This window comes from Streptomyces sp. Rer75, from assembly GCF_013414305.1.
Classification (GTDB): domain Bacteria; phylum Actinomycetota; class Actinomycetes; order Streptomycetales; family Streptomycetaceae; genus Streptomyces; species Streptomyces himastatinicus.
The window spans coordinates 9,977,980-10,001,628 of sequence record NZ_CP058693.1 but is presented as its reverse complement, the minus strand read 5'-3'; the positions used below and the strand labels follow the sequence as shown (position 1 = coordinate 10,001,628).

At 73.2% G+C, this 23,649-nt stretch carries 21 protein-coding genes; 15 read left to right on the top strand and 6 right to left on the bottom strand.

Annotated features, from left to right (window positions below; translation table 11 throughout):
• Positions 1-55 precede the first annotated feature (55 nt).
• Together HYQ63_RS42170 and HYQ63_RS42165 are read left to right on the top strand one after the other, a co-directional pair.
• Positions 56-1,468, top strand: a complete 1,413-nt coding sequence (locus tag HYQ63_RS42170; RefSeq protein WP_179939308.1) for a family 2B encapsulin nanocompartment shell protein — start codon at positions 56-58, stop codon at positions 1,466-1,468.
• 79 nt (positions 1,469-1,547) lie between these two features.
• A complete protein-coding gene (locus HYQ63_RS42165) occupies positions 1,548-2,936 on the top strand; it encodes a family 2B encapsulin nanocompartment shell protein (RefSeq protein ID WP_179939307.1) in 1,389 nt (462 codons plus the stop codon).
• A gap of 31 nt (positions 2,937-2,967) precedes the next feature.
• On the opposite strand, the gene HYQ63_RS42160 is transcribed toward HYQ63_RS42165, so the two are convergent.
• The 4 genes from HYQ63_RS42160 to HYQ63_RS42145 form a co-directional block, all read right to left on the bottom strand.
• Positions 2,968-3,162, bottom strand: coding sequence for a hypothetical protein (locus HYQ63_RS42160; RefSeq protein WP_009720740.1), 195 nt, complete (start codon positions 3,160-3,162; stop codon positions 2,968-2,970).
• 207 nt (positions 3,163-3,369) lie between these two features.
• Positions 3,370-4,506: an acyl-CoA dehydrogenase family protein gene (locus HYQ63_RS42155; RefSeq protein WP_179939306.1), complete on the bottom strand. Its 1,137-nt coding sequence runs from the start codon at positions 4,504-4,506 to the stop codon at positions 3,370-3,372.
• Positions 4,503-5,717 carry an acyl-CoA dehydrogenase family protein gene (locus HYQ63_RS42150; protein ID WP_179939305.1) on the bottom strand — a complete coding sequence of 405 codons (1,215 nt, stop codon included), beginning with the start codon at positions 5,715-5,717 and terminating at the stop codon, positions 4,503-4,505. Before HYQ63_RS42150 ends, HYQ63_RS42155 begins: the two co-directional genes overlap by 4 nt.
• A complete protein-coding gene (locus HYQ63_RS42145; RefSeq protein WP_179939304.1) occupies positions 5,714-6,718 on the bottom strand; it encodes an NADPH:quinone oxidoreductase family protein in 1,005 nt (334 codons plus the stop codon). The genes HYQ63_RS42150 and HYQ63_RS42145 overlap by 4 nt, the downstream gene beginning before the upstream one ends.
• A gap of 247 nt (positions 6,719-6,965) precedes the next feature.
• On the opposite strand from HYQ63_RS42145, the gene egtA reads away from it, so the two are divergent.
• The 6 genes from egtA (at position 6,966) to HYQ63_RS42115 (ending at position 13,931) form a co-directional block, all read left to right on the top strand.
• Positions 6,966-8,231, top strand: coding sequence for an ergothioneine biosynthesis glutamate--cysteine ligase EgtA (egtA, locus tag HYQ63_RS42140; protein WP_257232512.1), 1,266 nt, complete (start codon positions 6,966-6,968; stop codon positions 8,229-8,231).
• Positions 8,228-9,562 carry an ergothioneine biosynthesis protein EgtB gene (egtB, locus tag HYQ63_RS42135; RefSeq protein WP_179939303.1) on the top strand — a complete coding sequence of 445 codons (1,335 nt, stop codon included), beginning with the start codon at positions 8,228-8,230 and terminating at the stop codon, positions 9,560-9,562. The genes egtA and egtB overlap by 4 nt, the downstream gene beginning before the upstream one ends.
• 48 nt (positions 9,563-9,610) lie before the next feature.
• A complete protein-coding gene (gene egtC, locus HYQ63_RS42130; RefSeq protein WP_179939302.1) occupies positions 9,611-10,366 on the top strand; it encodes an ergothioneine biosynthesis protein EgtC in 756 nt (251 codons plus the stop codon).
• Entirely contained in the window at positions 10,363-11,328 is a 966-nt protein-coding gene (egtD, locus tag HYQ63_RS42125; protein WP_179939301.1) for an L-histidine N(alpha)-methyltransferase, read from the top strand. The genes egtC and egtD overlap by 4 nt, the downstream gene beginning before the upstream one ends.
• A gap of 241 nt (positions 11,329-11,569) precedes the next feature.
• Positions 11,570-12,826 (top strand): transglycosylase family protein, encoded by a 1,257-nt coding sequence (locus HYQ63_RS42120; protein ID WP_179939300.1) that lies wholly within the window; start codon positions 11,570-11,572, stop codon positions 12,824-12,826.
• A gap of 40 nt (positions 12,827-12,866) precedes the next feature.
• Positions 12,867-13,931 (top strand): GDSL-type esterase/lipase family protein, encoded by a 1,065-nt coding sequence (locus HYQ63_RS42115; RefSeq protein ID WP_257232511.1) that lies wholly within the window; start codon positions 12,867-12,869, stop codon positions 13,929-13,931.
• Between the two features lie 66 nt (positions 13,932-13,997).
• On the opposite strand, the gene HYQ63_RS42110 is transcribed toward HYQ63_RS42115, so the two are convergent.
• Positions 13,998-14,912, bottom strand: coding sequence for an SDR family oxidoreductase (locus HYQ63_RS42110; protein WP_179939298.1), 915 nt, complete (start codon positions 14,910-14,912; stop codon positions 13,998-14,000).
• Positions 14,909-15,745 (bottom strand): SDR family oxidoreductase, encoded by an 837-nt coding sequence (locus HYQ63_RS42105; RefSeq protein ID WP_179939297.1) that lies wholly within the window; start codon positions 15,743-15,745, stop codon positions 14,909-14,911. The genes HYQ63_RS42110 and HYQ63_RS42105 overlap by 4 nt, the downstream gene beginning before the upstream one ends.
• A gap of 86 nt (positions 15,746-15,831) precedes the next feature.
• Here HYQ63_RS42105 and HYQ63_RS42100 point away from each other — a divergent pair, with 86 nt between their 5' ends.
• The 7 genes from HYQ63_RS42100 to HYQ63_RS42070 all read left to right on the top strand — a co-directional run bounded on the left by HYQ63_RS42100 (position 15,832) and on the right by HYQ63_RS42070 (position 23,450).
• Positions 15,832-16,602, top strand: a complete 771-nt coding sequence (locus HYQ63_RS42100; RefSeq protein WP_179939296.1) for an enoyl-CoA hydratase family protein — start codon at positions 15,832-15,834, stop codon at positions 16,600-16,602.
• On the top strand, positions 16,599-17,465 hold the full coding sequence (locus tag HYQ63_RS42095; protein ID WP_257232510.1) for a CoA transferase subunit A: 867 nt from the start codon (positions 16,599-16,601) through the stop codon (positions 17,463-17,465). The genes HYQ63_RS42100 and HYQ63_RS42095 overlap by 4 nt, the downstream gene beginning before the upstream one ends.
• Positions 17,462-18,196, top strand: a complete 735-nt coding sequence (locus tag HYQ63_RS42090) for a CoA-transferase subunit beta (protein WP_179939295.1) — start codon at positions 17,462-17,464, stop codon at positions 18,194-18,196. Before HYQ63_RS42095 ends, HYQ63_RS42090 begins: the two co-directional genes overlap by 4 nt.
• A 14-nt stretch (positions 18,197-18,210) precedes the next feature.
• Entirely contained in the window at positions 18,211-19,269 is a 1,059-nt protein-coding gene (locus HYQ63_RS42085; protein WP_179941096.1) for a nitronate monooxygenase family protein, read from the top strand.
• Positions 19,270-19,306: 37 nt separating this feature from the next.
• The gene (locus HYQ63_RS42080; RefSeq protein ID WP_179939294.1) at positions 19,307-20,821 is read left to right on the top strand and encodes a glutamate synthase subunit beta; all 1,515 of its coding nucleotides are present in this window, start codon (positions 19,307-19,309) and stop codon (positions 20,819-20,821) included.
• 58 nt (positions 20,822-20,879) lie between these two features.
• The gene (locus HYQ63_RS42075) at positions 20,880-21,860 is read left to right on the top strand and encodes an MBL fold metallo-hydrolase (RefSeq protein WP_179939293.1); all 981 of its coding nucleotides are present in this window, start codon (positions 20,880-20,882) and stop codon (positions 21,858-21,860) included.
• Between the two features lie 165 nt (positions 21,861-22,025).
• Positions 22,026-23,450, top strand: coding sequence for a hypothetical protein (locus HYQ63_RS42070; protein ID WP_179941090.1), 1,425 nt, complete (start codon positions 22,026-22,028; stop codon positions 23,448-23,450).
• The last annotated feature ends 199 nt before the right edge of the window (positions 23,451-23,649 follow it).

Sequence of the window (23,649 nt, the reverse complement as noted above, 5' to 3'; positions counted from 1 at the left end):
TTGCTCGAGCGGGGATATCTCTTCAAGTCCGTCCAGGGATGGGTGAGCATTCACGATGACGACGTCCGTTGAATCAGGTTCCGGTATCGGCAATCCGCAGCCGCCCACGAGCCTGGGCACGGAGGCGGCACGGAATCTGGCGACGACGACAAAGTCCGTGCCGCAGATGCAGGGCATCACCTCGCGGTGGCTGCTGCGCATGCTGCCGTGGGTGCAGGTTCCGGGCGGTTCGTACCGGGTGAACCGCCGGGCGTCGCACACGCTCGGCGACGGGCGGGTGGAGTTCACCACCACCGGGTCGACGGTGCGGGTCATCCCCGTCGAGCTGCGCGAGCTGCCGCTGTTGCGCGCCTTCGAGGACACCGAGGTGCTGGAAGCGCTGGCGGACCGCTTCACCCAGCGCGAGTTCGCACCCGGGGAGCTGCTGGTGGAGGCCGGGCACCCGGCGGACGAGCTGGTCCTGCTCGCCCACGGCAAGGTCGACAAGCTGACCGAGGGGGCGTTCGACGAGCCCTCGGTGGTCGGCTCGGCCGCCGGCGGCGACCACTTCGGCGAGCGGGAGCTGGCCGCCGCCGAGCCCGGCACCTGGGGCATCACGGCCAAGGCGGTCACCTCCTGCACGGCGCTCACCCTGTCCCGGCAGGAGTTCGAAGAGCAGCTGGACCGGTCCCGGGAGCTGCGGGCGCATGTGGAGGCGGTGCGCTCGGCGCCGGTGGCCCCGCAGAACGAGCACGGTGAGGCCTCCATCGAGCTGGCCTCGGGGCACACGGGCGAGCCGCTCCTGCCCGGGGTGTTCGCGGAGTACGAGCTGAAGCCCCGTGAGTACGAGCTGAGCGTCGCCCAGACGATCCTGCGCGTCCACACCCGCGTCGCCGACCTCTACAACGAGCCGATGAACCAGGTCGAGCAGCAGCTCCGGCTGACCATCGAGGCACTGCGCGAGCGCCAGGAACACGAGCTGGTCAACAACCCGGACATCGGCCTGCTGCACAACGCCGACCTCTCCCAGCGCATCCACACCCGCAGCGGCCCGCCCACCCCCGACGACCTCGACGCGCTGCTGGCCACCGTCTGGAAGGACCCGGGGCTGATCCTGGCCCACCCGCGGGCCATCGCGGCCATCGGCCGGGAGTTCAACAGCCGGGGCATCGTGCCGCAGCACGCGGAGGTGAACGGGCACGCGGTGCCGGCCTGGCGCGGGGTGCCCATCTTCCCGTGCAACAAGATTCCGGTGACCCGCAGCGGCGTCAGTTCGATCCTCGCGCTGCGCACCGGCGAGGAGAACCAGGGCGTGATCGGCCTCCACCGGACCGGAATTCCGGATGAATACCAGCCGAGTCTTTCCGTCCGGTTCATGGGAATCAACGACCAGGCCATCATCTCGTACCTCGTCAGCGCCTACTATTCCGCGGCCGTCCTCGTCCCGGACGCGCTCGGAATCCTGGAGAACGTGGAAATCGGACTCTGATGGCCCGGCGGCCGCGCCCTCGGCCGCCCGGATGACCTTCCCGCAACGCCCCCTCTACCGAAATGGGTGATGAACACAGATGACCACCTCCGTGGAGTCCGGTGAGCAGCCGCTGAGCCTGGGTACGGCCGCCGCCCGGAATCTGGCGACCACGACCAAGTCCGTGCCGCAGATGCAGGCCATCTCCTCCCGGTGGCTGCTGCGCGTGCTGCCCTGGGTCCAGGTGTCGGCCGGTACGTACCGGGTGAACCGGCGGCTCAGCTACACGGTCGGGGACGGACGGATCGAGTTCATCAGCACCGGTTCCGAGGTACGGGTGATTCCGCCGGAGCTGGGTGAGCTGCCGACGCTGCGCGGCTTCGGTGACGCCGCGGTGCTGGAGGCGCTGGCGGACGGCTGCGTACAGCGGGAGTACGCGCCGGGCGATGTGCTGGTCGAGGCGGGGCGCCCGGCCGATCAGGTGTACCTCATCGCCCACGGCAAGGTCCGGCAGATCGCGCCCGGGGCGTACGACGAGGGCACGGCGCTGGGGCTGCTGGCCGACGGGGAGTACTTCGGGGACGAGGTGCTCACCGGGCCGGAGCGCACCTGGGAGTTCACCGCACGGGCCGTCACCCGGACCACGGTGCTCACCCTCCCCCGCCGGGTCTTCCAGGAGGCCGCCGACCGGTCCGGGGCGCTGCGCAGCCACCTCCAGGAGGCGTCCGGGCGGACCGCGCCCGCGCAGAACCGGAAGGGGGAGGCCGATATCGCGGTCGCCTCCGGCCATACGGGGGAGCCGACGCTGCCGGGGACGTTCGCGGAGTACGAGCTGAAGCCGCGTGAGTACGAGCTGAGCGTCGCCCAGACGATCCTGCGCGTCCACACTCGCGTCGCCGACCTCTACAACGAGCCGATGAACCAGGTCGAGGAGCAGCTCAAGCTGACCATCCAGGCGCTGCGCGAGCGCCAGGAGCACGAACTGGTCAACAACCGGGAGTTCGGTCTCCTGCACAACGCCGACCTCTCCCAGCGCATCCACACCCGCAGCGGCCCGCCCACCCCGGACGATCTGGACGAGCTGCTGGCCCGCCGCCGCAAGACGCAGTATCTGCTGGCGCATCCGCGCACCATCGCCGCCTTCGGCCGCGAGTGCAGCAGCCGGGGGCTGTATCCGCAGGGCGCCGAGGTGGCAGGGGTCGCGGTGCGCGCCTGGCGCGGGGTGCCGCTGCTGCCCTGCAACAAGATCCCGGTGAGCGAGTCCGGCACCAGCTCGATCCTCGCGCTGCGCACCGGGGAGGAGAGCCAGGGCGTGATCGGCCTGCATCAGACGGGCATTCCGGATGAGTACGAGCCCAGCCTGAACGTGCGGTTCATGGGCATCAATGAGCAGGCGGTCACGTCGTATCTGGTGAGCGCCTACTACTCGGCCGCGGTTCTGGTGCCCGACGCCCTGGGTGTGCTGGAGGACGTCGAGATCGGCCGCTGAGCGGTGGCCGCACCGCGGCCGCGGGCGCCGGTCAGGGGCGGACGCTGCTGACCACGTCCGCGGTCGCGGACAGGCCCTCGGAGATGGTCGGCGCGATGCTGCTGCTCGCCAGGTAGAAGCCCAGCGTGACGCAGACCAGGGCATGCGAGACGCGCAGCCCGCCGCTGCGCAGGAAGACCACCGCGAGGATCAGCAGGAGCAGGACCACGGAGATCGAAATGGCCATGGGGAGCCTCCTGGGCCGCTTCAGGGGATCGGGATCCGGCCGTCAGTGTGGCCCAGAATCGCCCTGAATCCACTCGTAACGGGTGCTCCACACGAGTGCCGATCTCCCGTTCGACCTCCGCGTGCCGACATCGCCCGGTGAATCCGCCCGGCAGCGGGGCGGATTCACCGGGCATCAGCCCGTGGGACCGTCAGCCCGTGGGCCCGGTCAGCCCGTGGGGGCGGAGAGGTCCACCAGGTCGGCGAGCGCCCGGCGGTGGCGGCCCGGGGTGCCGAGCAGGGTCTCGGCGCTCTTGGCCCGCTTGAGGTACAGGTGCGCCGGGTGCTCCCAGGTCATGCCGATGCCGCCGTGCAGTTGCACGCACTCCTCGGCCGCGTGTACCGCCACCTGCCCGCAGTACGCCTGCGCGACGGCCACCGCGACCGGGACGTCCGGGCTGTCGGCGGCCAGCGCGTCGGCGGCGTGCCGGGCGGTGGCGCGGGCCGAGACCAGCTCCAGCCAGAGCGCCGCCATGCGGTGCTTGAGCGCCTGGAACGAGCCGACGGGGCGGCCGAACTGATGGCGCTCCTTGGTGTGGCGGACGGTCTCGGTCAGACACCATTCGGCCACGCCCAGCTGCTCGGAGGCGAGCAGTCCGCCGCCGGTCAGCAGCGCCCGTACGACGGCGTCCTGCGCGCGGTCGGCCTCGGCCAGCCGACGCGCGGGGGCGCCGGTGAGGGTCACCGCGGCGAGGGGCCGGGTGAGGTCGAGCGAGGTGAGGGGCTCCACGGAGACGCTGGCTTCCGTGGTCTCCACGGCGTACAGGCCGTATCCGTCCGGCCCGTCGGCGGGGACGAGCAGCACATCGGCGCCCGCCGCACCCGCGACATGGGGGATCCGGCCGCTGAGCGTCCCGTCGCCGTCCACCCGTACGGTCACGGCCGGGGCGGCGGCGCCGGGCGTGGTGGCCGCCGGAACCGCCAGCGCGCCGACCGTACGGCCTTCGGCCAGGGCGCCGAGCAGCCGCGCGACGGCGGCCTCGCCGGTGTCGCAGCCCAGCACGGCGCCGACCGCGACGACGGCGCTGGTGAGGTACGGCACGGGGGCGACGGCCCGGCCCAGTTCCTCCATCACGACCGCCGCCTCGCGCGCGGTAGCGCCCTGTCCGCCGAGCTTGTCGGGCACGAGCAGCCCCGCCGTGCCCATCTCGGTGCCCAGTGAGCGCCACAGTGCGGGGTCGTGCGCCCGGCCGCTCTCGGCCTCGGAGAGCACGGCGGCGGGCGGGCAGCGGTCGGTGAGCAGCGACCGCACGGCGGCGCGCAGATCGTCCTCGGCCTCGGTGTAGAGCAGGTCCGGGGTGCTCATCGGGGCAGATCCTTCCACGGGACGTCCTTGTCGGTCCGCGGCTCGGGCGGCAGGCCCAGGACGCGTTCGGCGATGATGTTGAGCAGGACCTCGGAGGTGCCGCCCTCGATGGAGTTGCCCTTGGCGCGCAGATAGCGGTACCCGGCCTCGCGTCCGGTGAAGTCGACCAGTTCGGGGCGGCGCAGCGTCCAGTCGTCGTAGAGCAGGCCCTCCTCCCCCAGCAGTTCGACCTCCAGGGCGCTGATCTCCTGGTTGAGCCGGGCGAAGGCGAGCTTCATGGCCGAGCCCTCGGGTCCGGGCTGTCCGACGGCGAGCTGCTGGCCCAGCCGCTCGCCCGCGAGCCGGGCGGCCTCGGCGTCCACCCACAGCCGCAGCAGCCGCTGGTGCAGATCGTGGGTGCGCAGTTCGGGGCGGTCGCGCCAGGTTTCGGAGACCAGGCCGATCATGCCGCCTTCGCGGGGGACGCGGCCGCCGCCGATGGCGACACGCTCGTTCATCAGGGTCGTCTGGGCGACCCGCCAGCCCTCGCCGATCTCGCCGAGGCGGCGGTTGTCGGGGATGCGCACGCCGGTCAGGAAGACCTCGTTGAACTCGGCCTCGCCGGTGATCTGGCGCAGGGGCCGGACCTCGACACCGGGGTCGGTCATGTCGCAGACGAAGTACGTGATGCCGCGGTGCTTGGGCAGGTCGGGGTCGGTGCGGGCGATGAGGATGGCCCAGCGGGCGAGGTGTGCGCTGGACGTCCAGACCTTCTGGCCGTCGACCACCCAGTCGTCGCCGTCGCGCACCGCCCGGGTGGCGAGTGCGGCGAGGTCGGATCCCGCGCCGGGCTCGCTGAACAGCTGGCACCACACCTCCTCGCCGGTCCACAGCGGGCGCAGCAGCCGCTGCCGCTGCTCCTCGGAGCCGAAGCCGAGGATGGTGGGAGCGGCCATGCCGAGGCCGATGCCGATGCGGCGGGGGTCGTTGTCGGGGGCGCCGGCGGCCTCGAGTTCGGCGTCCACGACGGCCTGGAGCGAGCGGGGGGCGTCCAGGCCGCCCAGCCCCACCGGGTAGTGCACCCAGGCGAGTCCGGCGTCGAAGCGGGCGCGCAGGAAGTCCAGGCGGTCGGTGGTGGCCGGGGGGTGGGCGTCGAGGAGCGCGCGGGTGCGGCGCCGCAGTCCGTCGGCGTCCACGGCGGTGGTGTCCTGGGCGGTCTCGGGCGTGCTCATCGGGCGCCTCCCTCGGGCTGTCCGGGGACGACCACGACGCGGCCGGTGGTCACGCCGTCGGCGACGCGCTGGACGGCGTCCGCGGCCCCGCTCATCGGCACCCGCTCGCTGACCAGCGGTTTGACGGTGCCCTGGGCGGCGAGCTTGGTCAGCTCGTCGTGGCAGGCGCGGATCGCGGCGGGGTCGTAGGTGTTGTAGAGGCCCCAGTGGAGGCCGAGGATGGCGTAGTTCTTGACCAGGGCGTGGTTGAGGGCGGCCTGCGGGACGACGCCGCTGGCGAAGCCGACCACCACGATCCGGCCCTCGAAGGCGATGCATTTGACGGACTGGGCGAAGGCGTCGCCGCCGACCGGGTCGTAGACGACGTCGGCGCCGCGTCCGCCGGTGGCCTCCTTGACCGCGGCCACGATGTCGTCGCCGCGCCGGTCGAGCACCACGTCGCAGCCCAGTTCGCGGGCGACCCGGGCCTTGTCCTCGCCGCCGACGACACCGATCACCCGCGCCCCGGCCGCCTTGCCGAGCTGGACGGCGGCGCTGCCGACGCCGCCCGCGGCGGCGTGCACCAGCAGCGTGTCCCCGGCCCGCAGCCCGGCCCGGCGGTGCAGGCCGAACCAGCCCGTCTGATAGCCGATGTGCAGGGCCGCGGCCTGGGCGTCGTCCAGTGCGTCGGGCGCCGGCAGCACGGTGGCCGCGTCGACGGTCACGTACTCCGCGAAGCCGCCCGCGGGGAGCGTGGGGGTGGCCAGGACGCGCGCGCCCACCTCGCCCTGCGCCCCCTCGCCGAGGGCGACGATCTCGCCGCACAGCTCGACGCCCGGGGTGAACGGCATGGGCGGCCGCACCTGGTAGTGGCCGCGGCACAGCAGGGCGTCCGGGAAGTTGACGTTGACGGCGCGGACCCGCAGGAGCAGTTCCCCGGGCCCGGCCACCGGATCGGGCACGTCGTCGAGGCGCATCACCTCACGGGGCTCGCCATTGTCGTGCACTCGCCATGCCTGCATCCGGTGGCCTCCAGAAGCTTTCGGTAGGGGCGCGAAACCCGTCGGGGCGCACATACTAACCAGTCGGTACGAGCAGGGGAACCGGCTCGTACGGAGGCATCAGCCATCCTGCCTTTCCCGCCCGGCGCTCGGTGAACTCTTGTGCAACTCTGGAGGCACCCTTGAGCCCGGACCCTCGACGGATAAGAGTAGGCGGCGACATATCGGTTCCTATCGCAGCGATCCGACGGCCGGAACGGGACGGGAGATGACGACTGTGCCCGACAGCAAGGCGATCGACGAGGCCGAGATGGAGGCCAGACTCCACGGCATCTGCTTCAAGACCGGTCCTCCGCGACGCATCGGCGTCGAGCTCGAATGGCTCATGTACGACCCGCACGACCCCGCACAACCCGTCGAGGCGGCGCGGCTGGAAGCCGCGGTCACCGCCCTGCGCGGACTGGGCCTCGCGTCCGCGCTCACCTTCGAACCCGGCGGCCAGCTGGAGCTCAGCTCCCTCCCGGCCGACTCCCTCACCGCATGCGTGGAGTCCGCCGCCGCCGATCTGGTCCTCGTCCGCGCGCTCCTCGCCGAGCTGGGCCTCGGCATCGCCGGTCACGGACACGACCCCTGGCGCCCACCGCGCAGGATCCTCACCACACCCCGCTACGACTCCATGGAGACCTATTTCGACCGCCGGGGACCGGCGGGGCGCTCCATGATGTGCAACACCGCCTCCGTACAGGTCTGTGTGGACGCCGGACAGGAGGAGCCCGGTCCGCTGGGCCTCGGCCGGCGCTGGCGCCTGGCCCACCTGCTGGGCGCCGTGCTGACCGCCGCGTTCGCCAACTCTCCGCTGCGCGAGGGCCGCCCGACCGGCTTCCGCTCCACCCGGCAGGCGCTGTGGGCGGCGATGGACCCCGGGCGCACGCTGGCCCCGCCCGACGACAGGGATCCGCGCACTGCCTGGACCGGGTACGTGCTGGACGCGCCCGTGATGGCCATCCGGGACGACGGCACGCGCTGGGCGGTGCCGGACGGACTCACCTTCCGGCAGTGGGCCCGCACCGGGCTGCCGCGGCCGCCCACCCAGGACGACCTCGACTTCCATGTCTCGACCCTCTTCCCGCCCGTCCGCCCGCGCGGCCACCTCGAACTGCGCATGATCGACGCGCAGAGCGGCGACGACGGGTGGATCGTGCCCCTCGCCGTGACCGTGGCGCTCTTCGACGACCCGGAGGCCGCGGAGACCGTCTACCGCGTGGTGAAACCGCTCGCCGAGACGGCGGGCGCCCGGCCCGCGCCCTGCAATCCGCTGTGGATGACGGCGACCCGTGACGCCCTGACCGACCCCGAGCTGCGCAACGCCGCCGTGGCCTGCTTCGCCACGGCGCTGGAGGCGCTGCCCCGGATCGGGGCCTCCCCCGCCGTCGTATCCGCCGTCGCCGACTTCGCGGACCGCTATGTCGCCCGCGGCCGATGTCCGGCCGACGATCTGCTCGCCCCCCTTCCCGGGAAGGAGGAACGGTCATGACCGCTTCCGGCCCCGCACTCGACCCCGAGGCGCTGCGCCAGCGTGCCGAAACGGTTCTGCGCACCGCGCGCGACCGTACCCACACCCTCACCACCTGCGTGGACGAACACGACCTCACCGCCCAGCACTCCCCCCTGATGTCGCCGCTGGTCTGGGACCTGGCGCACATCGGCAACCAGGAGGAGCAGTGGCTGCTGCGCGCCGTGGGCGGACAGGACGCCCTGCGCCCCGAGATCGACTCGGTGTACGACGCGTTCGAGCATCCGCGCGCGAAGCGCCCCACGCTGCCGCTGCTGGCGCCCGCCGAGGCCCGCGGCTATGTGGCGGACGTACGCAACCGGGTGCTCGACGTCCTGGAGCGGACCGAGCTGCGCGGCGCCCCGCTGGTCGACGCGGCCTTCGCGTTCGGCATGATCGCGCAGCATGAGCAGCAGCACGACGAGACGATGCTCATCACCCATCAGCTGCGCCGCGGCCCCGCCGCCCTCACCGCCCCGCCGCCGCCCGACACCTCCGGCGGCGCCCTGCCGGACGAGGTGCTGGTCCCGGGCGGCCCGTTCACCATGGGCACCTCGTCCGAGCCCTGGGCGCTGGACAACGAGCGGCCCGCCCACCACCGGCTGGTGCCGCCCTTCTTCATCGACACCACCCCGGTGACCAACGGCGCGTACGCGCACTTCATCGCCGACGGCGGTTACACCGAGCGGCGCTGGTGGTCCGCCGAGGGCTGGGCGCACATCCAGGAGCACGGCCTGAGCGCCCCGCTGTTCTGGCGGCGCGAGGGCGGCCAGTGGCTGCGCCGGCGCTTCGGGGTGACCGAGCCGGTGCCGCCCGAGGAGCCGGTGATCCATGTGAGCTGGTACGAGGCGGATGCCTACGCCCGCTGGGCCGGGCGGCGGCTGCCCACCGAGGAGGAGTGGGAGAAGGCCGCCCGCCACGACCCGGAGAGCGGCCGGTCCCGGCGCTATCCGTGGGGCGACGCGGACCCCACCCCCGACCACGCCAACCTCGGCCAGCGCCATCTGCGGCCCGCACCGGCCGGCAGCTATCCGCAGGGCGCCTCGGGGTTGGGCGTACGGCAGCTGATCGGGGACGTGTGGGAGTGGACGTCGAGCGACTTCCTGCCCTACCCGGGGTTCACCGTCTTCCCGTACCCCGAGTACTCACAGGTCTTCTTCGGGCCCGCGTACAAGGTGCTGCGCGGCGGCTCCTTCGCCGTGGACGCGGTCGCCTGCCGCGGCACGTTCCGCAACTGGGACCTGCCGATCCGCCGCCAGATCTTCTCGGGCTTCCGCACCGCCCGCGACGCGTCCCCGGCAGAGGTCTCATGAGGGCGCGACAGCGGGCAGCGGGCGCGCGGGGGTTCACCGGGGGCGCCGGTGTGTAGGCATCTGGCGTACCTGGGGCCCGAGCGGCCCATCGGCGAGGTCGTCATCGCACCGGAGCACAGCCTGTTCACGCAGTCGTGGGCGCCGCGGCGGCAGGCGCACGGCACCGTCAACGCCGACGGGTTCGGCGTCGGCTGGTACGCGCCGGGCGACCCGGTGCCCGCGCGCTACCGGCGCGCCGGGCCCATCTGGGGCGACCTGTCGTTCGCCGATCTGGCCCGGGTGGTACGGACCGGGGCGCTGATGGGCGCGGTGCGGGACGCCACCGTGGCGAGCGCCGACGGCGAGGCGGGCGCCTCGCCCTTCGCCTCCGGCGCCTGGCTGTTCAGCCACAACGGGGCCATCAGCGGCTGGCCGCACACCCTCGCGGGGCTCGCCGCGTCCCTGCCGCCCGCCGATCTGCTCGGTCTCGAGGCGCGCTGCGACTCGGCGCTCGTCTGGGCGCTGACGCTGCACGCGCTGCGGCTGGGCCACGACCCGGCCGAGGCGCTGGGCCGGACCACGGAGGAGGTGGCGGCCGCCGCACCCGGTTCGCGGCTCAACCTGCTGCTCATGGACGGGGAGACGATCGCCGCCACCGCCTGGGGCGACACGCTCTGGTACCTGACCGGCCCGGACCGCGCGGTCGTGGTCGCCTCCGAGCCGTACGACGACGATCCGCGGTGGACCGAGGTCCCCGACCGCACGCTGCTCACCGCCACCCGCTCCGATGTACTCCTCACCGCACTCAAGGAGGGTTCCGCGTGAGCCCCTTCACCGTCACCCGCACCCTGCCCGCCGACGCCACGGCCGCGGCCCTGCGCGCCGATGTCGCCGAGGGGCTGACCCGCACCCCCAAGCAGCTGCCGCCGAAGTGGTTCTACGACGCCCGGGGCAGCGAGCTCTTCGAGGAGATCACCCGGCTGCCCGAGTACTACCCGACGCGCGCGGAGCGGGAGATCCTGATCGCACGCGCGGCGGAGATCGCGGACGCCACCGGCGCCCGCACGCTGATCGAGCTGGGCTCCGGGTCCTCCGAGAAGACCCGGCATCTGATCGAGGCCCTGCCGGATCTGCACGCCTACGTCCCGGTGGATGTCAGCGAGAGCGCCCTGGAGCTGGCGGGGCACGCGCTGCTCGCCGACCACCCGGGGCTGACGGTGCACGCGCTGGTCGCCGACTTCCTCGGCGGGCTCGCGCTGCCCGACGACCTTCCGGGGCCGCGTCTGCTGGCGTTCCTCGGCGGCACGATCGGCAATCTGCTGCCGCCGGAGCGGGCGGAGTTCCTGGCCTCGGTGAGCGCCCTGCTGTCGCCGGGTGACGCGCTGCTGCTCGGAACCGACCTGGTCAAGGACGAGGCCACGCTCGTCGCCGCGTACGACGACGCGCAGGGCGTCACCGCGGAGTTCAACAAGAACGTGCTCCGGGTCCTCGGCCGGGAACTGGGCGCCGACATCGACCCCGCGGACTTCGACCACGTGGCGGTGTGGGACGCCGAGCGGGAGTGGATCGAGATGCGGCTGCGCGCACGCAAGGACCTCACCGCGAAGATCCCCGCGCTGGATCTCGCGGTGACCTTCGCGGCCGGGGAGGAGGTCCGTACCGAGGTGTCCGCGAAGTTCCGGGAGGAGAAGGTGCGGGCCGAACTGGCGGCCGCGGGGCTGGAGTCGCGGCACTGGTGGACCGACGCCGCGGGCCGCTTCGCACTGTCGCTGGCGGTACGGATGTGACGTGTGGGGGTGGTGGGATGCGGGAGCGCATGATCGTCACCCTGTGTCCCGCTTGAACCACCGACCGAATCCATGTGATGCACATCACATTACCGGAAGAGGGCCGCAGCACAGCGCGCTGTGGCCCTTTTTCGGTGTGAACTCCCTCTTGTTGTGGCGAAATCGGGCCCCTTATGTTTGGCCCGCTTTGGCAGCCCGCCCACGGGCAGCACTTCACAGGCAGCAGGAGAAGGAGCCGTCCATGCCCTTACGGGGACGCCACCGCCGTTACAAGCCCAACCGCATCTCCCGTGCCTCGCTGAGCGTCACGGCGGGCGGCGCCGGCATCGCACTCCCCCTCGTCGCCGCCGCGGGCGCGAACGCCGCCTCCAGCGAGACCTGGGACAAGGTCGCCCAGTGCGAGTCCACCAACAATTGGGACATCAACAGCGGGAACGGCTTCTACGGCGGACTCCAGTTCACCCAGAGCACCTGGGAGGCGTACGGGGGCACCGCCTACGCGGCGCGGGCCGATCTGGCCACCAAGGCCCAGCAGATCGCCGTCGCCGAGAAGGTGCTCGACGGGCAGGGGCCGGGGGCATGGCCGGTGTGCTCGGGGAAGGCCGGACTGGCGCAGGACACCGCCGCGCCGCAGACCGCGCCGAAGGTCGTCAAGACCGTCGCCAAGGAGCGCGCGAACACCGCCGAGCAAATGCGGCAGAGCAAGCCGACGCCCACCAGCCTGCCGGGCAACGCGACCACGAAATCCGGCCCCTACGTGGTCGTCAGCGGCGACACGCTGTCCCGGATCGCCGACGCGCAGGAGGTGCGCGGCGGCTGGCACGCGCTCTACGCGACCAACCGCGCGACGGTGGGTTCCGACCCCGACCTGATCTACCCCGGCCAGAAGCTCTCCCTGAGCGGGGGCAAGGCCACGCCGGAAGCCGAGCCCGAGGCGAAGGCGAAGGCCAAGCCCAAGCCCGCGGCGAAGCCCCAGGCCAAGCACAGAGCCCAGCCCAAGGCGAAGGCCAAGGCGCAGCCCGAGGCGAAGGCCAAGCCGCAGCAGACCGAGCGGCGCGCGAGCAAGCCCGCCGCCAAGCCCGCCGCCGCCACCGGCTTCACCGCGCCCGTGAGCGGCGTCAGCCCGACCACCGCCTACCGCGCGTCCGGGTCCAGCTGGTCGAGCGGCCATCACACCGGCATCGACTTCCCGGTGGGGGTCGGCACCTCGGTGAAGGCCGTCGCCGGGGGCCAGGTGGTCTCGGCGGGCTGGGCGGACGCGTACGGCTACGAGGTGGTCATCCGGCACGCGGACGGCAAGTACAGCCAGTACGCGCACCTGTCCCAGCTGTCGGTGCGCGCCGGGCAGGGCGTCAACGTGGGCCAGCAGATCGGCCGTTCGGGCTCGACCGGCAACACCACCGGTCCGCATCTGCACTTCGAGGTGCGCACCGGGCCCGCCTACGGCTCGGACATCAACCCGCTGAGCTATCTGCGCGCCCGCGGCATCAGCATCTGAGGCGCGTTCACTGTCGGTGGGGCGTGCCAGACTCCCTGTCATGCACGATCGGCTCGCCCCGCTCGACATCGGTGACGACGATCCGCGCCTGACCTACCGGGGCGCGGTGTCGCTTCAGCGCGGCCCCGGATGGACCGCTCCCTGGCGGCTGCCGTACGGGGACGCCGCGCTGTACCTCCCCGAGGGCGGGCTGGGGCGGGCCGCGATGCCGTCCGGAGTGCGGGTCACCCTGCGCACCGACAGCCCCTCGCTCGTCTGCCGCTACCAGGCCGATCCCCCGCCGAGGCTGAACGGCCCCGCGGAACGGGCCCGGCTCGACGTGGTGTGCGACGGGCGGCGGACGGCCACCGCCGACCTGGAGGCGCACGGCGGGGACGCGGAGGTCCGGGTCGACGGGCTGCCGGGGCGCATGACGACGGTCGAGCTGTGGCTGCCGTACTACCACCAGTTCCGGCTGCGGGGGCTGACGCTGGACGCGGGCTCCGCCGTCGAGCGCGACAGCGCCGAACAGCGGCCGCGCTGGGTCCACTTCGGCAGCTCCATCTCGCAGGGGCGCGGGGCCGCGTCGCCCAGCCGGACCTGGGCCGCGCTGGTGGCGCGCCGCGCCGGGTGGGACCTGACCTCGCTGGCCCTCGGGGCGGCCTGCTGCCTCCAGCCGATGACGGCGCGGCTGATGCGGGACCTCCCGGCCGAGCTGCTCACCGTCTGCGTCGGCATCAACATCCAGGCGCTCGGGAGCCACAACCGCGACGCGCTCGCCTCGGCGCTCGTCGGCTTCGTGCGCACCGTCCGGGAGGGGCATCCGGACACCCCGTTCGCCGTGATGTCGACCATCACCGCGCCCGAGCGGGAGGAAGTGCCCGGGCCCTCGGGGATGACGATGCGCGAGTGCCGGGCGCACATACGGCGGGCCGTGGCGCTGCTGCGCGACCACGGCGACAAACACCTGCACTACGTCCACGGTCCGGAGGTGTTCGGGCCCGGCTGTTCGCGGCTGCTGCTGGAGCCGGAGGGCCTGGACCGGCTGCACCCCTCGGCCGACGGCCACCCGGTCTTCGCCTCCCGGTTCATGACGGTGCTGCGGCGCGCCGGATGCGTGCCGTGAGGGTGCGTGCCCTGACCGGGTCCGGGTCGCCGCATGCGTGCCCGGGTGCGTCGAATCGGCTCGTCGTCAGGACGCCCCGTACACCGGTCCCGGCGGCTCGGCGGCGGCGAGCAGCTTCGCCGCGGCCTCACCGGCCTCGGCCGGGGTCCAGCGGGCGCCCTTGTCGGCGGTCGGCCCGGGCCGCCAGCCGTCCATGACGGTGATGCGCCCGGCTTCGGCCTCGAAGACCCGTCCGGTGACCCCGGCGCAGGCGGCGGAGCCGAGCCAGACGACGAGCGGTGAGACATTGCCGGGGGCCATCGCGTCGAACGCGCCGGGCTCGTCGGGCGCCGCCATGGTGTCGGCGAACGTCGACTCCGTCATGCGGGTGCGGGCCGCCGGGGCGATCGCGTTGACCTGGATCCCGTAGCGGCCCAGCTCGGCCGCGGCCACCAGGGTGAGGCCGACGATCCCGGCCTTGGCGGCCGCGTAGTTGCCCTGCCCGACGCTGCCCAGCAGTCCGGCACCGGAGCCGGTGTTGACCACGCGTGCGGTGGGCGTCCGACCCGCCTTCGCCTCGGCGCGCCAGTGTGCGGCGGCGTGTTTGAGCGGCAGGAAGTGGCCCTTGAGGTGGACGCGGATCACGGCGTCCCAGTCGTCCTCGCCGAGGTTGACGAGCATGCGGTCGCGCAGGAATCCGGCGTTGTTGACGAGGGTGTCGAGCCGGCCGTAGGTGTCGAGGGCGGCGGCGACGAGGGAGGCCGCGCCGTCGGCGGTGGCGATGTCACCGGCATGCGCCACGGCCTCGCCGCCAAGGGCGCGTATCTCCTCGGCCACCTCCTGCGCGGGGCTCGTCGACTCCCCGGCGCCGTCCGGGCCCACGCCGAGGTCGTTCACGACGACCCGCGCGCCCTCGGCGGCGAAGGCGAGCGCGTGCGCCCGGCCGAGGCCGCGTCCGGCGCCGGTGACGACGGCGACGCGTCCGGTGCAGATGCCTGTCATCCTGCTCCTCCTGTTCCTGGGCCTGGTCCTGCTCCTGGGCCTGCTGAGGGCGTTGCGTCCGCCTGGGACCGCGCCGCCGCCAGGAACGCCGGGCGCTCTCCGCCGCCGTGGACGGCCAGGCTCGCGCCGGTGATGTACGCGGCCATCGGGGAGGCGAGGAAGACGCAAGCGTCGCCCGCCTCCGCCGGGTCGGCGAGGCGGCCCAGCGGCACGGTGCGGGACACGGCGGCCACGCCGGTGGCGTCGCCGTAGTGCAGATGCGCGAGTTCGGTGTGGACCATGCCGAGGACCAGGGTGTTGACCCGGATCGCGGGGGCCCATTCCACGGCGAGGGTGCGGGCGAGGTTGTCCAGGCCCGCCTTGGCGGCTCCGTAGGCGGCCGTGCCCGGCGAGGGGCGGGTGCCGCTGACGCTGCCGATCATCACGATCGAGCCGCCGCCCTCCTGATCGCGCATCACCTCGTAGGCGCCGAGGGCGACGGTCATCGGGGCGATCAGGTTCAGTTCGACGACCCGCGCGGCGCGGCGCGGGCCGGACTCGGCGAGCAGCCCGTACGGGCTGCCTCCGGCGTTGTTGACCAGGACGTCCAGTCGGCCGTGGGTATCGCGCACCCAGGCGAAGAAGTCCGCGACGGCGGCCGCGTCCCGGACGTCGAGCGCCCGGAAGCGGGCCGTGCGCCCGGCCGCCGCGACCGGGTGGTCCGGCGGGCGGCGGGCGCAGACCACCACGTCGGCGCCCGCCGCGAGCAGGGCGCGGGCGATGCCCGCGCCGACGCCGCGGGTGCCGCCGGTGACGACGGCGACGCGTCCGGACAGGTCGATGGAGACGGCCATGGCCCCTTCTCACCCTCCCGTTGTGCGCCGGGCACTGCTACCTTCACGCCTAACAAACGTTTGGTGGAAAGGTAGCGGATCTGCTCATGGGTGTCTCCACCTCCGCCCCCGAAGCGGGCGTCGCCGTCGTCACCGTGGACTTCCCACCCGTCAACGCCCTTCCCGTGCACGGCTGGTACGAGCTGGCCGACGCGCTGCGCACCGCGGGCGCCGATGCCGCGGTGCGCTGCGTGGTCCTGGCCGCCGAGGGCCGGGGGTTCAACGCGGGGGTGGACATCAAGGAGATGCAGCGCACCGAGGGGCACCAGGCGCTCATCGGCGCCAACCACGGCTGCCACGCGGCGTTCGCGGCCGTCTACGACTGCCCGGTCCCGGTCGTCGCCGCGGTGCAGGGCTTCTGTCTCGGCGGCGGCATCGGCCTGGCGGGCAACGCGGACGCGATCGTGGCGGCCGAGGACGCGACGTTCGGACTGCCGGAGCTGGACCGGGGAGCGCTGGGCGCGGCCACCCATCTGGCCCGGCTCGTCCCCCAGCACCTGATGCGCGCGCTGTACTACACCTCGCGCACCGCGACCGCCGGGGAGCTGCACCGGCACGGCTCGGTGTGGCGGGTGGTGCCCCGTGCCGCGTTACGGAGCGCCGCGCTGGAGCTGGCCCGGGAGATCGCCGCCAAGGACGGTGCGCTGCTGCGGCTCGCCAAGGCGGCGATCAACGGCATCGACCCGGTCGACGTCCACCGCAGCTACCGCTTCGAGCAGGGCTTCACCTTCGAGGCGAATCTCGCGGGGATCTCCGACAAGCACCGGGACGCGTTCGTCTCGGACGGGTCCGGCCACGGGGGCGGTGAGCGGCGGTGAGCGACAAGCGCATGAGCGCGGAGGAGGCCGTCGGCCGGATCGAGAGCGGCATGACGGTGGGCATCGGCGGCTGGGGCTCCCGGCGCAAGCCGATGGCGCTGGTGCGCGCGCTGCTGCGTACGGACGTCCGCGATCTGACCGTGGTCTCGTACGGCGGGCCGGACGTCGGGCTGCTGGCCGCCGCCGGGAAGGTCCGCAAGCTGGTCACGGCCTTCGCCACGCTCGATTCGATCCCGCTGGAGCCGCACTTCCGGGCGGCGCGGGAGCGCGCAGACTTCGAACTGGCGGAGCTGGACGAGGCGATGTTCCTGTGGGGCCTGACCGCGGCCGTGCACCGGCTTCCCTTCCTGCCGATCCGGGCGGGCCTCGGGTCGGACGTGATGACGGTCAACCCGGGATTGCGGACGGTGGTCTCGCCGTACGAGGACGGCGAGGAGCTGGTGGCGGTCCCCGCGCTGCGGCTGGACGTGGCGCTCGTCCACCTCAACCGGGCCGACGCCCAGGGCAACGGCCAGTACCTGGGCCCCGACCCGTACTTCGACGACCTGTTCTGCGAGGCGGCGGAGCAGGCGTATCTCTCCTGCGAACGCGTCGTCCCCGCCACGGAGTTCCTGGAAACGGCCGGTCCGCAGTCCCTGCTGGTGGGGCGCCATGCGGTGACCGGCGTGATCGAGACTCCGCACGGCGCGCACTTCACGTCCTGCGCCCCCGACTACGGACGGGACGAGGATTTCCAGCGCGCGTACGCGAAGGCCGCCGCCGACCCGGCGGCCTGGCAGGCGTTCACCCGGCGGTTCCTGGCGGGGGACGAGGACACGTACCAGGCCGCGGTCGCGGCGTACGCGAAGGAGGGCGCGGAATGACCGTCACCCGGGCCGAGTACTGCGTGCTGGCCTGTGCCGAGGCCTGGCGGGGCGACGGGGAGGTGCTGGCCGCCCCGATGGGCCTCATACCGCGGCTCGGCGCCCGGCTGGCGCGGCTCACCTTCGCGCCCGATCTGCTGCTCACCGACGGCGAGGCGCTGCTGGTCGGCGCCGATGACGCGACCGTGGAGGGCTGGCTGCCGTACCGCCGCCACCTCGCGCTGGTCATGGGCGGCAAGCGCCATGTGATGATGGGCGCGAGCCAGCTCGACGCCCACGGCAACCAGAACATCTCCTGCATCGGCGACTGGAAGCAGCCCCGGCGGCAGCTGCTGGGCGTGCGCGGAGCGCCCGTCAACACCCTCAACAATCCGACGAGTTACTGGGTGCCCCGGCATTCCCCGCGCGTCTTCGTCGAACGCGTCGACATGGTGTGCGGCGTCGGCTACGACCGGGCCGCTGCCGCCGGTCCCTCCGCGACGCGCTTCCACCGCATCCCCCGCGTGGTGACCGACCTCGCGGTGCTCGACTTCGACACACCGGACCGCACCCTGCGGGTGCGCTCCCTGCACCCAGGGGTGTCCGCCGAGCGGGTACGGGAGGCGACCGGCTTCCCGCTCACCATCGCCGACGGCGTTCCCGCCACCCGGGAGCCGACCGCCGAGGAGCTGCGGCTGATCCGGGAGGCCATCGATCCGGCGGGGCTGCGCGAGCATGAGGTAAGGCCCTGATGGACACGGCGCCGATGGACACGGCGCTGACCCGGCTCGTCGGCGTGCGGCATCCGATCGTCCAGACGGGCATGGGGTGGGTGGCGGGCCCCCGGCTGGTCTCGGCGACCGCCAACGCCGGAGCACTGGGCATCCTCGCCTCCGCCACCATGTCCCCGGAGCGGCTGCGGTCGGCGGTGCGGGAGGTGGCGTCCCGCACCGAGGCACCCTTCGGCGTCAATCTGCGGGCCGACGCGGAGGACGCCGCGGAACGGGTGCGGATCATCATCGAGGAGGGCGTGCGGGTGGCGTCCTTCGCGCTGGCTCCGAAGCGTGAGCTGATCTCCCGGCTGAAGGACGCGGGCGTGGTGGTCATCCCGTCCGTGGGCGCCCGGCGGCACGCCGAGAAGGTGGCGGGCTGGGGCGCGGACGCGGTGGTGGTGCAGGGCGGCGAGGGCGGCGGCCACACCGGCGAGGTGGCGACCACGGTGCTGCTCCCCCAGGTCGTGGACGCGGTGGACATCCCGGTGGTGGCCGCGGGCGGCTTCCACGACGGGCGCGGCCTGGTGGCGGCGCTCGCGTACGGGGCGGCCGGGATCGCCATGGGCACCCGCTTCCTGCTGACCTCCGACAGCACCGTCCCGGCCGCGGTGAAGGCCCGCTATCTGGCGGCGGCGGCCTCGGACGTCACGGTCACCACCGCGGTGGACGGGCTCCCCCACAGGATGCTCCGCAGCGAGCTGGTCGCCTCCCTGGAACGCTCCGGGCGCGCCGCCGCCCTCGTCCGCGCCGTGCGCCACGCCGCGGCCTTCCGGCGGCTGTCCGGGCTGAGCTGGGCGCGCATGGTGCGCGACGGCCGGGCGATGCGGCGCGGCAAGGGGCTCTCCTGGAGCCAGGTGCTGCTGGCCGCCAACACCCCGATGCTGCTGAAGGCGTCGATGGTGGACGGCCGCACCGACACCGGCGTGATGGCCTCCGGGCAGGTGGCGGGGGTGATCGACGATCTGCCGTCGTGCGCGGAGCTGGTGGAGCGGATCATGGCCGAGGCCGCCGAGGCCCTGGACCGGATGCCCGGCGGCCGTACAGTGGGGTGAAAGCGGCCAGACCAGGACATGCGCACTGGAGGAGGTCATGGCCGATCCCAAGGGCTTTCTCACCACACCACGCCGCCTTCCGCCGCGCCGCCCGGTGGAGGAGCGGGTGCGCGACTGGGACGAGGTGTACGTCCCCGGCGGACTGCTGCCGATCATCTCCGCGCAGGCGGATCGCTGCATGGACTGCGGGATCCCGTTCTGCCATGACGGCTGCCCGCTGGGGAATCTCATTCCGGACTGGAACGACCTGGTGTCCCGCGACGACTGGCGACGGGCGAGTGAGCGGCTGCACGCGACCAACAACTTCCCGGAGTTCACCGGGCGGCTGTGCCCGGCGCCCTGCGAGAGTGCGTGCGTGCTGGCGATCAACCAGCCCGCGGTGACCATCAAGAACGTCGAGGTCGCCATCGCCGACCGGGCCTGGGAGAGCGGGTACGCGGCCCCGAAGCCGCCGGAGCGGCTGTCGGGGCGGACCGTGGCCGTGATCGGCTCGGGCCCCGCGGGGCTGGCCGCCGCCCAGCAGCTCACCCGCGCGGGGCACACGGTGGCGGTGTACGAGCAGGACGACCGGGTGGGCGGGCTGCTGCGGTACGGCATCCCCTCGTTCAAGATGGAGAAGCACCATCTGGACCGGCGGCTGTGGCAGATGCGCGCGGAAGGCACCAAGTTCCGTACCGGCGTGGGCGTGGGCACCGATGTGGACGCCGCCGAGCTGCGGGCGCGCTATGACGCGCTGGTGATAGCGGTGGGCGCGCGGGCCTGGCGCGAACTGCCGGTGCCGGGCCGGGAGCTGGCGGGGATCCACCAGGCGATGGAGTACCTGCCGCTGGCCAACCGGGTCCAGGAGGGCGACTACGACCGGCCGCCGATCACCGCCGAGGGCAAGCACGTGGTCATCGTCGGCGGCGGGGACACCGGCGCGGACTGCCTGGGCACGGTGCTGCGGCAGGGCGCCGCCTCCGTGACCCAGCTGGACATCCACCCCCTGCCCGGGGACGAGCGGGCGGAGGGCGAGCCCTGGCCCACATACCCCAAGATCTACCGGATGTCCGCCGCACACGAGGAGGCGCGGGAACTGGCGGCCTCCCCGGAGGCGGACGTGGACGCCCGGGTGTTCTCGGCCACCACCGTGCGCTTCGAGGGGGACGCACCGGGCCCGGGGCGGCCGCACGGCAGGGTCCGGGCGCTGCGCCTCGTCGGGACGGGTCCGGAGGGCCGGGCCGAGGAGCCCGGGGACGGACGCGGCGAACGAGTGCTGCGGGCCGATCTGGTGCTGCTCGCGCTCGGCTTCCGCGGTCCGGAGCGGGACGGCGGACTGTTCGGCCAGCTCGGCCTGGAGCTGGACGCGCGCGGCAACATCGCCCGTGACGCCGACTTCGGAACCGGCCGCGAGGGGGTCTTCGTGGCCGGTGACGCGGGCCGCGGGCAGTCGCTGATCGTGTGGGCGATCGCCGAGGGCCGCTCGGCGGCGGCCGCGGTGGACCGCTATCTGGCCGGTGACACCGCCCTCCCGGCCCCGGTCGGACCGGCGGACCGGCCCATGACGGCCTGAGCCGGAGCCACGGGCGGGTTCGAGTGAACGTCCGGCCGCCGCTGAGTACTGTGCGACCATGAACTCGCCATCACCGCTCATCCGCCTCGCCGACGGTGTGCACCTGTGGACTCCCACGCCCAGCGCCGGATGGGGACTCGCCAACTGTGGGCTGATCGTCTCCCCCGATGGCGCCGCCGCCTGGATCGACACCCCCTACGACCGGCGCATGGCCCAGGACTTCCTGGACCGCAGCCGGTCGCTGCTGCCCGAGGGGGGCCGGATCGGGCGAGTGATCGTCACCCATGCGAACGGTGACCACTTGTGGGGCGCGGAGGTCGTGCGCGGTGCCGACGTCGTGGCCACTCGCGAGGCGCTCGGCCACATCGAGTACGAACCGGCTCCGCAGCAGCTGCACGCCATGGTGCGCGGCAGCGACCCGGAGACGCCGCTCGGGTGGTATCTCCAAAGCCACTTCGGACGGTTCAACTGGGCCGACACCGAGGTCGTCGAGCCCACGACGACCTTCACGGGCGAGCTGGACCTGCGCATCGGGCAGGTGCCGGTGCAGCTGACCGCGCTGCCCGCCGCGCACACCACCGGCGACCTCATCGCGTATCTGCCGCAGCAGAAGGTGGCGTTCACCGGCGATGTCATCTTCGCCTCCAGCCCCGATGACCCAGGCGACCACGCGGTGCACTGGGCCGGTCCGCTGGACAGCGTGATCGCCGCATGTGAGCGGGTGCTGGACACCGGGGCGCAGACCATCGTCCCCGGTCATGGGCCGGTGCTGGACCGGGAGGGGGTCCGCGGCCACATCGGCTATCTGGAGCACATCCGGGACCGGGCACGGCAGTTGCACACGGCCGGGGTCCCCGCCCTGGAGGCGGCCCGCAAGCTCATCGCCGAGAACGCGTTCCCGCTGCCGGGCCTGCCCGAGCGCATGGTGATCACGGTGGGCACCGAGTACCGGCATCTGAACGGCGGCGAGGACCGGCCGGACATCGTCGCCATGATCGCCGATGTGGCCCAGGTGGCCTGGGACCTGCGCCAGGGCTGACCGCGCGCACTCACCCGCCGCGTTGTCGTACCCGGCGGATAACGTTTTCGGTGTGGGCGGCAGAAGGCCGCCCACGGCGAGGGGTTACGCTCCCGTGCAGGTCGGAGCGGAGGGAAGGCAGTGGCACAGGTAGCGGGGGAAAGCCGGCACGCGCCGGGCCGGGGGGTGATCGACCTGGCCGACCGCCGGGCGTTGCTGGCCTGCCAACCGGACGATCCGGCGGTGGCCGAGGAGGGCCGCAGGCTCAAGGAGGCGGCGCTGCTGGACTTCGGGGTCAAGGACAGCGTGGTGTCCTCGTGGCTGTATGCCAAGTGCCACTACCAGATCCCCACCACGGCGGTGGACACGGCGGCGGTGGTGGCCACGGGGGACGGCACCTGTCTGCTGCTGTACAACCCGGAGTTCTTCGTCGCGATCGGGCCGAGCGGGGTGCGCTTCGTCCTGTTCCACGAGGCGCGGCACCTGATCCACCGCCATCTGTACGTGGACGAGGAGCTGCGCGCCGACCCGGTCTTCGACCTGGCGGCCGAAGTCGCCATCAACCACGTGGCGTTGCTCCGGCTGGCACAGGGCGGTCTGCCGACGCGTGAGGTGCCGGACGGCGCGGGCGGCACCCACCGGGAGCCGGTGGGCGTCGATCCGCACGAGGTGCACCGGCAGTACGTGGCCGATCTGCGCGAGCAGGGCTTCGAGCCGCTGACCTACCGGGACTTCACCGAGACCGACCTGAGGATCTACGGGGAGCTGAAGCGGATGCGCACCCCTCCCGTGCCGCCGGTCCTGTGCATCCATATGGGCCCCGGCGGGGACGGCGAGGGGACCGGGGCGAAGCAGCGGCTGCCGATGGACGCGGAGGCGGTGACCTCGGCGGTCGAGGAGACGCTTGCCGAGGTGATGCGCGGCGCGCTGCGCGGCGAAGGGCTCGCCCGGGACGAGTTGCTGGCCCTCGCGGACCGCACCACCGGCGGCGGCAAGCGGCTGGAGAAGATGTGGGGGCGGATGGGGCTGGGCGCGCTGCGGGGAGAGACGCAGCGGACGCGGCGGGTGGAGTGGTGGCGGCGGTGGCTGGCCGACACCCTCGCCTCCAAGCTCCGCGAGGGTGAGCGGCTGATCTACCCGAAGAAGCAGGGGGCGGTGCTGCTGGCGCTCGGGCACGACCCGATGCTGGCGCGGCGGGGCGCGGAGCGCACCAAGGTCGTGGTCATCGCGCTGGACACCTCGGGGTCGATGCCCCAGCCGGTGATCGACTGGATCACCACGCTGGTGGGCCGCACCGAGGGAGTCGAGAGCCACTGGCTGAGCTTCGACGGCGCGCTGATGCCGTTCGTCCCCGGAGAGCGGGTGCGCGGCGGCGGGGGCACCGACTTCCAGCAGGTCGTGGACTACGTGGAGGGGCGGCGGGCGGTGGACGGGCGGCGGTTCGAGGAGCGCGCCGACGCGGTGATCATGGTCACCGACGGCCATGCCCGGAAGGTGACCCCGGCCCAGCCCGACCGGTGGATCTGGCTGATCACGGATGGCGGCGACGACTGGCCGGAGCGGCACGACCCGCCGATGGCCTGCCACCGGGTGGTCACCGGCGACAGCTGAGCCGAGGAACCGGGCAACCCGGAAACCGGGAAACCGTCCCCGCCGCCGGGAGGGGTGCGGACACGTATGGACGAACGACACGGAACAACGGGGGATTCAGTCACCGTGAGCAGTGTGGACACGACGGCGCCGCCCGCGAGGGACACGGCCGCCGGGCGGCAGGAGCGGGCGGCCGAGGGAAGCGGCGGGCGGCGGGCCA

Bases quoted from the DNA above. Each gene is read 5' to 3' on its own strand.
- HYQ63_RS42170 (WP_179939308.1), top strand. From the start codon at position 56: ATGACGACGTCCGTTGAATCAGGTTCCGGTATCGGCAATCCGCAGCCG.
- HYQ63_RS42165 (WP_179939307.1), top strand. From the start codon at position 1,548: ATGACCACCTCCGTGGAGTCCGGTGAGCAGCCGCTGAGCCTGGGTACG.
- HYQ63_RS42160 (WP_009720740.1), bottom strand. From the start codon at position 3,162: ATGGCCATTTCGATCTCCGTGGTCCTGCTCCTGCTGATCCTCGCGGTG.
- HYQ63_RS42155 (WP_179939306.1), bottom strand. From the start codon at position 4,506: ATGAGCACCCCGGACCTGCTCTACACCGAGGCCGAGGACGATCTGCGC.
- HYQ63_RS42150 (WP_179939305.1), bottom strand. From the start codon at position 5,717: ATGAGCACGCCCGAGACCGCCCAGGACACCACCGCCGTGGACGCCGAC.
- HYQ63_RS42145 (WP_179939304.1), bottom strand. From the start codon at position 6,718: ATGCAGGCATGGCGAGTGCACGACAATGGCGAGCCCCGTGAGGTGATG.
- egtA (WP_257232512.1), top strand. From the start codon at position 6,966: ATGACGACTGTGCCCGACAGCAAGGCGATCGACGAGGCCGAGATGGAG.
- egtB (WP_179939303.1), top strand. From the start codon at position 8,228: ATGACCGCTTCCGGCCCCGCACTCGACCCCGAGGCGCTGCGCCAGCGT.
- HYQ63_RS42120 (WP_179939300.1), top strand. From the start codon at position 11,570: ATGCCCTTACGGGGACGCCACCGCCGTTACAAGCCCAACCGCATCTCC.
- HYQ63_RS42115 (WP_257232511.1), top strand. From the start codon at position 12,867: ATGCACGATCGGCTCGCCCCGCTCGACATCGGTGACGACGATCCGCGC.
- HYQ63_RS42110 (WP_179939298.1), bottom strand. From the start codon at position 14,912: ATGACAGGCATCTGCACCGGACGCGTCGCCGTCGTCACCGGCGCCGGA.
- HYQ63_RS42105 (WP_179939297.1), bottom strand. From the start codon at position 15,745: ATGGCCGTCTCCATCGACCTGTCCGGACGCGTCGCCGTCGTCACCGGC.
- HYQ63_RS42100 (WP_179939296.1), top strand. From the start codon at position 15,832: ATGGGTGTCTCCACCTCCGCCCCCGAAGCGGGCGTCGCCGTCGTCACC.
- HYQ63_RS42090 (WP_179939295.1), top strand. From the start codon at position 17,462: ATGACCGTCACCCGGGCCGAGTACTGCGTGCTGGCCTGTGCCGAGGCC.
- HYQ63_RS42085 (WP_179941096.1), top strand. From the start codon at position 18,211: ATGGACACGGCGCTGACCCGGCTCGTCGGCGTGCGGCATCCGATCGTC.
- HYQ63_RS42080 (WP_179939294.1), top strand. From the start codon at position 19,307: ATGGCCGATCCCAAGGGCTTTCTCACCACACCACGCCGCCTTCCGCCG.
- HYQ63_RS42075 (WP_179939293.1), top strand. From the start codon at position 20,880: ATGAACTCGCCATCACCGCTCATCCGCCTCGCCGACGGTGTGCACCTG.